This is a genomic window from Streptomyces sp. NPDC056373, assembly GCF_042262425.1.
GTDB lineage: Bacteria > Actinomycetota > Actinomycetes > Streptomycetales > Streptomycetaceae > Streptomyces.
In genome coordinates, this window is sequence record NZ_JBHJPX010000017.1 from 198,310 (window position 1) to 207,548 (window position 9,239).

5 protein-coding genes are annotated in these 9,239 nt (G+C 72.4%); 3 read left to right on the top strand and 2 right to left on the bottom strand.

Annotated elements, in window-relative coordinates:
• The first annotated feature begins 135 nt into the window (after nt 1–135).
• From ACFCXS_RS32120 to ACFCXS_RS32130, 3 genes are all read left to right on the top strand, one after another.
• Nucleotides 136–3,264 carry a sacsin N-terminal ATP-binding-like domain-containing protein gene (locus ACFCXS_RS32120; protein ID WP_376646862.1) on the top strand — a complete coding sequence of 1,043 codons (3,129 nt, stop codon included), beginning with the start codon at nt 136–138 and terminating at the stop codon, nt 3,262–3,264.
• 203 nt (nt 3,265–3,467) lie between these two features.
• Nucleotides 3,468–4,334 (top strand): DUF5707 domain-containing protein, encoded by an 867-nt coding sequence (locus tag ACFCXS_RS32125; protein WP_376646863.1) that lies wholly within the window; start codon nt 3,468–3,470, stop codon nt 4,332–4,334.
• A gap of 205 nt (nt 4,335–4,539) precedes the next feature.
• Complete coding sequence (locus ACFCXS_RS32130) at nt 4,540–5,394, top strand: hypothetical protein (protein WP_376646864.1); 855 nt, start codon at nt 4,540–4,542, stop codon at nt 5,392–5,394.
• A 147-nt stretch (nt 5,395–5,541) separates the two neighbouring features.
• Here ACFCXS_RS32130 and ACFCXS_RS32135 read toward each other — a convergent pair whose 3' ends face one another.
• Both ACFCXS_RS32135 and ACFCXS_RS32140 read right to left on the bottom strand, forming a co-directional pair.
• The gene (locus ACFCXS_RS32135) at nt 5,542–7,935 is read right to left on the bottom strand and encodes an HAD-IC family P-type ATPase (RefSeq protein ID WP_376646865.1); all 2,394 of its coding nucleotides are present in this window, start codon (nt 7,933–7,935) and stop codon (nt 5,542–5,544) included.
• Between the two features lie 133 nt (nt 7,936–8,068).
• A complete protein-coding gene (locus ACFCXS_RS32140) occupies nt 8,069–8,914 on the bottom strand; it encodes a class I SAM-dependent methyltransferase (RefSeq protein WP_376646866.1) in 846 nt (281 codons plus the stop codon).
• Nucleotides 8,915–9,239 lie beyond the last annotated feature (325 nt).

Below are 9,239 nucleotides of genomic sequence, written 5' to 3' on the forward strand. Positions count from 1 at the left end.
CCGCTCCCCAACCGGTACGGGCAGGGGCACGTCGTCCGCTCCCCAAGCGGTACGGGCGGGCGCACGCCGTCCGCTCCCCAAGCGGTACCTTCTCCTCACGTCCACGAGGACGTCCACGAGGAGAAGGAACGGAACGTGAGCAGCAAGTTCGTGCGGCCCGCCGCCGAGGGGGCCGATCCGTTCGGTACCGCCCGTCTGCGGCGCGGTGTCCTCGACGCCTGGGCCACCAGCCCCGCCCGGTTCCGTGAGGACGCCAACGCCGAGGAGGACCTGGTCCTCGGCGGCTACCGGGACCGGCTCGTCGTGGAACTCGCCCAGAACGCGGCCGACGCCGCCGCCCGGGCCGGAGTACCGGGGCGGCTGCGGCTCACCCTGCGCGACGACGTGCTCGTCGCCGCCAACACCGGCGCCCCGCTGGACGCGGCCGGGGTCGAGTCGTTGTCCACCCTGCGGGCGTCGGCCAAGCGGGACACCGGGGACACCTCCTCCGTGGGGCGGTTCGGAGTCGGCTTCGCCGCCGTGCTGTCCGTCACCGACGAGCCCGCCGTCGTCGGCCGGCACGGCGGTGTGCGGTGGTCGCTCGCGGAGGCCCGGGCCCTGGCCGCCGAGACCGCCCGGCACAGCCCCGGCCTCGGGGACGAGGTCCGGCGGCGGGACGGCCACGTACCCCTGCTGCGGCTGCCGTACGCCGCCGAGGGCACCGCCCCCGCCCCCTACGACACCGCCGTCATCCTGCCGCTGCGCGACGCCGCCGCGGCCGATCTCACCGAGCGGCTGCTGCGGGCCGTGGACGACGCCCTGCTGCTCACCCTGCCCGGACTCGAAGAGCTGGTCGTCGAGATCAACGGGGAGAGCCCGCGCACCCTCACCCGCCGCACCGACGGCGCCTTCACGGTCGTCGACGACTCCGCCCACGGCGTCACCCACTGGCGCGCCGTCGCCGCCCACGGCCCCCTCCCGCCGGGCCTGCTCGCCGACCGGCCCGTCGAGGAGCGGCTGCGGCCCCACTGGTCCGTCACCTGGGCCGTGCCCGTGGACAGCGACGGCAGCCCGGCCCGGCCCCGCACCGACGCCGTCGTGCACGCCCCCACCCCGAGCGACGAGCCGCTCGGCGTCCCGGCGCTGCTCATCGCCTCGTTCCCGCTGGACTCCACCCGCCGGCACGCCGCCCCCGGCCCGCTGACCGACTTCCTCGTCGAGCGCGCGGCCGACGCCTACGCCGAACTCCTCGGCGACTGGCGGCCGGTGACGTCCGGGATCATCGACCTCGTGCCGGGCCCGCTCGGCAAGGGCGAACTGGACGGCGCCCTGCGCCAGGCGATCCTCCAGCGGCTGCCGCGGACCTCTTTCCTGCCGCCCGCGCTCCCGCCCCGCGAGGACGACGAGCTGCCGGACACCCTGCGGCCGCGGGACGCCGAGGTCGTCGAGAGCGCGGGCGCGGACACCGTGCGCGTGCTCGCCGAGGTGCTCCCCACCCTGCTGCCCGCCGGTCTCGAGCGCCGCGCCGAGCTGCGAACCCTGGGCGTCGCCCGCGTCCCGCTGAGCGAGGCGATCGACCGGCTGGCCGGCCTGGAGAGGGAGCCCGGCTGGTGGTGGCGGCTCTACGACAGCCTGGCCGGGGTCGACCCGGACCGCCTGTCGGGGCTCCCGGTGCCTCTGGCGGACGGCCGGACGACCGTCGGGCCCCGGCAGATCCTGCTGCCCGGCGCGGAGGCCGCCCGGCTCGACCCCGAGGTGCTGGCCCGGCTCGGCCTCAAGGTCGCCCACCCCGATGCCGCCCACCCGATCCTGGAGAAGCTCGGCGCCCTGCCCGCGACACCCCGGGCGATCCTCACCACCCCGCAGGTCCGGGCCGCCGTCGCCGCGTCCCTGGACGACGAGGGCGGCGTGAACTGGGAAGACGACGTCCTCGACGCCGACGAACTGGCCGACACCGTCCTCGCGCTGGTGCGGGACGCCGGTCTCGAGCCCGGCGACGAGCCCTGGCTGGGCGCGCTCGCCCTGCCCGACGAGGACGGCGAACCGGCCCCGGCGTGCGAACTCGTCTTCCCCGGCGGGCCCTTCGCCCGGGTGATGCGCGAGGGCGAACTCGCCGCGGTGGATGCGGAACTGGCCGAGAAGTGGGGCGAGCAGCCGCTCGCCGCCTGCGGTGTCCTGGTGGACTTCGCGATCGTCCGCGCCACCGACGTCGTCCTCGACCCGGACGAACTGGAGCCTCGGGAGGGCGACTTCGCCGAGCCCGACGACGCCGGCCTGCTGGACGCGGTCGACGTGTGGTGCGAGGACGTCCTCGACCGCTTCCCGGACAGCCCGGTGCCGCCGGTCGCCACCGAGATCGTCGCCGTACGGGACCTGGACCTCGTCGACGAGGACAAGTGGGCGCAGGCGCTGGCGCTGCTGTCCCGGCCGCCGCTCAGGGACGCGCTCGTGCAGCCCGTGCGGATCCTGCTGCCCGACGGGACGCACGAGGTCGTCCGGCCGTACACCGCATGGTGGCTGCGCGGGAACCCGGTGCTCGACGGCCGCCGCCCGGCCGGCCTCCGGGCCGCCGGGGGCGATCCGCTGCTGCGCGGGCTGTACGACGAGGCCGACGCGACCGGGTTCGAGGACGAGCAGGTGCTGCGGGCGCTGGGGGTGCGGACGTCCGTCGCCGCGCTGCTGGACGAGCCCGGCGGTGCCGCGGAGCTGCTGGAGCGGCTCGCCGACCCCGAGCGTGAGGTGACGGGTGCTCAACTGCACGCCCTGTACGGGGCGCTGGCCGATCTGGATCCCGAGCAGGTGACCCTGCCGGACGACCTGCGGGCCGTCACCGACGGCCGGGTGGAGGTCGTGGATGCGGCCGACGCCGTGGTGTGCGACTCGCCCGACCTGCTGCCGTTCACCGAGGGCGTGCCGCTGCTTCCCGTACGTCCGTCACGCGCCGCCGAACTGGCCGAACTGTTCCAGGTGCGGCGGCTGAGCGAGTCGGTCACCGGGGAGGTCACCTCCGAGGGCACCGAGCACGACGTGCCGGAGCCGGTGCGGGTGCTGCTCGGCCGGCAGACCCCGGCCTCCTATGTCGAGCACGAGGAACTCGTCGTCGACGGCGTGGAGATCGACTGGCGGCTCACCGACGACGGTGTCCTGCACGCCGCGACCCTGGAGGGCGTCGCCGCGGGGCTCGCCTGGGCGGCGGGGCAGTGGCCGCGGCGGTTCGAGGTGGCGGCGTTGCTGGAGGACCCGTCCCGTACGGACGAGTTGGCGCGGGACCGGTGGTTCGACTGAGCCGGTGGTGAGGTACGGCTGGGGCGGCGCATGTCTGATGTGCCGTCCGGGGGCCGGTGAAAACTTCCGCACATTTTTTTCACCTGTCGTACAACCATACGTATCACTGGGCTATCTGATCACTTGAGTCAACAGACTCCACGATCACTTGGGCCCCGAGAGCCGACGACGAGCGCCGGGGCCCCTCTCCACCTGGAGAACGCATGCGTATCCGAGCCACCGTGGCCGCCGTCACCGGCGCCCTGGCCCTTTCCGCCTTCGCCGTGCCGGCCGCGCAGGCGGACAACCACGCGCCGAACCTGGCGTCGCTGGTCCCGTCCACCTCGAAGGCCACGCCGTTCACCGCCGCCTCTCCGGCGGACGAGTCCCTGGGCGACACCAAGATCACGGGTGTGACCGTCAACAGCGGCAAGAACATCGTGGTCGGCACGACCGTCAAGAAGTCCTTCACCGTCTCCGTGACGGCCACCGACCCCGATGGCGTCCAGGACGCCTTCGCGATGCTGTGGCACGGCCCGGACACCGAGAACGCCGACGGCGCGATCGTGCCGGAGAGCCTGGACCAGGAGCAGGTCGGCAACTGCACCAACTCCAGCGCGACCACCGCCACCTGCAAGGTCACGCTGATCGCCGACCCGAACGAGAACGTCTACAGCAACATCCTGGCCGGTACCTGGAAGGTGTGGGCCGCTGCCGCCGGTAACGACGGCGACTACCAGATCCGCGAGGTCTACAAGACGGCCAAGGTCCAGCGGGCCTCCAAGCTGACGGTCAACGCCTCGCCGGAGCCGGTGCAGAAGGGCAAGACCATCACGGTCACCGGCAAGCTGTCCCGTGCCAACTGGGACGACCACAAGTACCACGGTTACACCGGCCAGTCGGTGAAGCTGCAGTTCCGCAAGAAGGGCAGCGACACCTACACCACCCTCAAGACCATCAAGTCCAACAGCACGGGTGAGCTGAAGACCACCGTCAAGGCCTCGGCCGACGGCTACTTCCGCTACTCCTTCGCGGGCACCACGACCACCCCGGCGATCAACGCCACGGGTGACTTCGTCGACGTGAAGTAACACCGCCGGAGCGACGACACCGCCGGTCCCGGAGCCATGCCGGGGCCGGCGGTGTCGTATTCGCCGTGCATGTGCCACGAGCGCGTCAAACGTTGCGGACGGAACGGCAAAACCCGGTCCGCGCCCTGCAACCCTGCCCGGGGGTCGTGAATCTGATCATCCGAGTCAGTCAGACTCCTAGCTCACTCCTCCCCTTGGGGAACACATGCACATGCGAGCCACCGTGGCCGCCGTCTCCGGCGCCCTGGCCCTTTCCGCCCTCGTCGTTCCGGCCGCGCACGCCGCCGACGCCCCGTCCGGCAAGCAGGCTTTCAGCTCCGCCTCGGCCGACGCGGGCACGGGCACCACCGCTTCGACCCTCGACGTCACCTTCTCCGGCGTGAAGGTCAACAGCGGCAAGAACATCGTCGTCGGCACCACCAACGTGGTGAGCGTGCCGGTCACCTACACCGTGACCCACGCCGCCGACCTCGACACCGGCTCCGACAACTTCGCCACCGGCCCGCTGATCTACCACGGCTCCTCGGTGGACAACGCGGACAACCTCTTCATCAGCGACGACCCGGCCACCTGCACCGCCGCCTCGTCGACGGTCCTCGACTGCAAGGGCGTCATCAGCATCCACCCGGCCGACGGCGACCTGTTCAACTCCGACGCCGGCACCTGGGGTGCCGGTGCCCTCGCCGTCACCAGCGACGACCAGGAGAAGACGCAGGGCGGCCTCGGCACGACCAAGGTGCAGCGCTACTCCAAGCTGACCGTCAACGCCGGCCCCGAGCCGGTCACCAAGGGCAGGACCATCACGTCCACCGGCAAGCTGTCCCGCGCCAACTGGGAGGACAACGCCTACCACGGCTACACGGGCCAGCCGGTCAAGCTCCAGTTCCGCAAGGCGGGCAGCAGCACGTACACCACGGTCAAGACGGTGACCTCCGACAAGTACGGCAACGTGAAGGCCACCGCCACCGCCCAGTACGACGGCTACTGGCGCTTCAGCTTCGCCGGCACGACGACCACCCCGTCCGTCAACGCCACGGGCGACTACGTCGACGTGAAGTAGAGGCGCCCCGTCAGTGCCGACGGGCAGTAGCGCGCCCGTCAGGGGCGCGGGGCTGTATCGATGCGCGGCTCCGCCGCGTGGGCGCGAACGGCCACAGACGGCTCGCGGGCGACATACGGCAGAAGTTCTCACCGCCCGAGCCGAGCGCTAAGCGGGAAAGCGGCGGTCCACCCACCTCCACAGCACCTCAAGGGTGGCCGCCGCGAGCACGGCGATGCCGACGGCAGTCCACGGCATCGTCACCCCCACCAGCTTCAGCGCGAAGAAGTGCTGCAGCCACGGCACGACCAGCACCACCAGGAACGCCCCGCCCATCGAGGCGACCAGGGCGACCCGCCACCAGGTGTACGGGCGGGCGATGATCGCCAGCACCCACATCGAGACGAGGAACAGCGTGAGCGTCGCCGCGCTGGTCTCCGCGTCCAGCGACCCCGGCCCCGTGTAGTGCTCCCGGGCGAGCAGATACGTCGCGAAGGTCGCCAGCGCCGCGACGACCCCGCCCGGGACCGCGTACCGCATGACCCGCCGCACGAAGTTCGGCTTCGCGCGCTCCTTGTTGGGCGCGAGCGCCAGGAAGAACGCCGGGATGCCGATGGTCAGCGTCGACAGCAGGGTCAGGTGGCGCGGCAGGAACGGGTACTCCACCTGCGAGCACACCACCAGCACGGCCAGCAGCACCGAGTACACCGTCTTGACGAGGAACAGCGTCGCCACCCGCGTGATGTTGCCGATGACCCGCCGCCCTTCGGCGACCACCGACGGCAGCGTCGCGAAGCTGTTGTTCAGCAGCACGATCTGCGCGACCGCCCGGGTCGCCTCCGATCCGGAGCCCATCGCCACGCCGATGTCGGCGTCCTTCAGGGCGAGGACGTCGTTCACCCCGTCGCCGGTCATCGCGACCGTGTGCCCGCGGGACTGCAACGCGCCCACCATGGTCCGCTTCTGCTGCGGCGTGACCCGCCCGAACACCGTCCCGCCGTCGAGGGCGTCGGCCATCCCCTCCTGCTCGGCGGGCAGCCGCCGCGCGTCCAGGGTGCTGCCCGACAGCCCGAGCTTGGCGGCGACCGCGCCGACCGACACCGCGTTGTCGCCGGAGATGACCTTGGCCCGGACGTCCTGGTCGGCGAAGTAGCGCAGGGTGTCGGCGGCGTCCGGCCGCAGCCGCTGCTCCAGCACGACCAGGGCGACGGGCTTCGCGCCCCGCGCCACCTCGGGATCCTCCAGGTCGCGCCCGACCCGGGCGAGCAGCAGCACCCTGAGGCCCTGCTCGTTCAGCCGCCCGGTCTCGGCCAGGGCCGGATCGTCCTGTGCCAGCAGCACGTCGGGCGCGCCCAGCAGCCACCGGGCGGACTGTCCGTCGCCCTCGTCGAACGCGGCGCCGCTGTACTTGCGGGCGGAGGAGAACGGCAGGGCCTCGGTGCAGCGCCAGCCCTCCACGGCCGGGTAGGCGTCGATGATGGCCTTCAGTGAGGCGTTCGGCCGCGGGTCCGACGCGCCGAGCGCGCCGAGCACCTTCCGTACGTACGTCTCGTCGGTGCCCTGGAGCGGCCGCAGCTCGGTGACGTCCATGCCGCCCTCGGTGAGGGTGCCGGTCTTGTCGAGGCAGACCGTGTCGACCCTGGCCAGCCCCTCGATCGCGGGCAGCTCCTGCACCAGGCACTGCTTGCGGCCGAGCCGGATCACGCCGATGGCGAAGGCGACCGAGGTGAGCAGGACGAGGCCCTCGGGGACCATCGGGACGATGCCGCCGACCGTGCGGGCGACGGAGTCGTCGAAGCCGTTCTCCTTCACGAACAGCTGGCTGACGACCAGGCCGATCGCGGTCGGGACCATCATCCACGTGACGTACTTGAGGATCGTGGAGATGCCCGAGCGCAGCTCGGACTGCACCAGGGTGAAGCGCGAGGCCTCCTCGGCGAGCTGGGCGGCATACGCCTCACGGCCGACCTTCGTCGCCTGGAAGGCCCCGCCGCCCGCCACCACGAAGCTGCCCGACATGACCTGGTCGCCCGGCTGTTTCACGACCGGGTCGGCCTCGCCCGTGAGCAGCGACTCGTCGATCTCCAGGCCGTCCGCCTCGACACAGACCCCGTCGACGACGACCTTGTCCCCGGGGCCGATCTCGATCAGGTCGTCCAGCACGATCTCCGACGTGCTGACCTGCCCGGCCGCCCCGTCGCGCCGCACGGTCGGCCTGACCTCGCCGATCAGCGCGAGCGAGTCCAGCGTCTTCTTCGCCCGCCACTCCTGGACGATCCCGATGCCGGTGTTCGCGAGGATCACGAACCCGAACAGGCTGTCCTGGATCGGCGCGACCACCAGCATGATCAGCCACAGCACGCCGATGATCGCGTTGAAGCGGGTGAAGACGTTGGCCCGGACGATGTCGACGGTGGACCGGCTGCTGCGCACCGGCACGTCGTTGACCTGGCCGCGCTCCACCCGCTCGGCGACCTGAGCACCGGTCAGGCCGGTCTCGCGGGAGGTGACCGTCGCCGGCCGCGCGGAGTCGGGCCGGGCACCCGCGTCGAGATGCGTCATGCATTCGACGGTACGTGCGGTTTTGCCGCTTCACTCGCTGAATGCGGTGAAGATCCGACCTGGGGAGGACCGACTGCGTGCCGTGGTCGTACGGCAGTTGTGCGCCGTCGGACCACGGTGCCACGGCCCGTCGTCAGCCCGCCCGGCGGGCCGTGAGGAGCAGGTACTCCCACTCCAGGGCCGTCGCGCCCGGGCCCGCTCCCTGGTCCCCGTCGCGGGCGAGGTCCGCCAGGGCGGCGTCGAGGGCGGCGGCGCGTCCGGGGTCGCCGGCGAGGTTCTTGTAGACGCTGATGGTGGGGCCGTAACGCGCCTTGAAGTAGTCGCGGAGCGCCTCGGGCGTCTCGAAGCGGTCGACGCGGACCGTGCGGCGCTCGGCGCGGACGTCCGTGACCCGGTCGCCGAGGAGGGCGCGGACGTGGTCCTCGTCCCCCCACAGTGGCGGCGGCTCGGCGCCGGGCGGGGGCGGTGGCGCGTACGGCTTCATCACGGCGAACATCCGGCCGATGAAGCCCTGGGGTGTCCAGCTCAGCAGCCCGATGGTGCCGCCCGGACGGCAGACCCGGACCAGTTCGTCCGCGGCCTGCCGGTGGTGCGGGGCGAACATGACGCCGACGCAGGACAGCACGGTGTCGAACTCCGCGTCGCCGAACGGCAGCGCCTCGGCGTCGGCCTCCTGCCAGGTGAGCCCCGCCCCCTGCTTCTCCGCCGCCCGCCGGCCTGCGTCGAACAGCTCCGGCGTCAGGTCGGAGGCCACCACGTCCGCACCGGCCAGGGCCGCCGGGATCGCGGCGTTCCCGGAGCCGGCGGCCACGTCCAGCACCCGTGTGCCGGGGCGCACCCCGCACGCCTCGACCAGGACCGCTCCCAGCTCGGGGATGACCTCGGCCGCCAGGGAGGGGTAGTCGCCCTGGGCCCACATCTTGCGGTGCTTGGACTTCAGGGCGCGGTCGGCCTCGGCCGGGCTGTTCTGCGTCGTCATCGCTGCGCTCCTCACCGGTCGGGCGGCCTCGCGCGCCGACGGGTTCGAGCGTTCGCCGCCATCTCCTGAGCGTAGGGAGGGGGCGGGCGGGTGTCTCGTCGGAGAGTGCGGGTGCGTTTGCTTTGCACTGGGTGGGGGTGCGCGTCTATTGCCTTGCGCGGGGTGGGGGGTGCGTTTTTCGCCTTGCGCGGGGTGGGGGTGCGCGTCTTCGCCTTGCGCGGGGTGGGGGTCGGGGCCGCGTCGGGGGGTGTCCGTCCTCGGAACGTCGCGATGGGGTTGCGTGCCGACCGGCTGTTCGTTGACGCGACAACCGCTGCGGGCGGAC

Coding starts and splice junctions, on each gene's coding strand:
- ACFCXS_RS32125 (WP_376646863.1), top strand. CDS start 3,468: ATGCGTATCCGAGCCACCGTGGCCGCCGTCACCGGCGCCCTGGCCCTT.
- ACFCXS_RS32130 (WP_376646864.1), top strand. CDS start 4,540: ATGCACATGCGAGCCACCGTGGCCGCCGTCTCCGGCGCCCTGGCCCTT.
- ACFCXS_RS32135 (WP_376646865.1), bottom strand. CDS start 7,935: ATGACGCATCTCGACGCGGGTGCCCGGCCCGACTCCGCGCGGCCGGCG.
- ACFCXS_RS32140 (WP_376646866.1), bottom strand. CDS start 8,914: ATGACGACGCAGAACAGCCCGGCCGAGGCCGACCGCGCCCTGAAGTCC.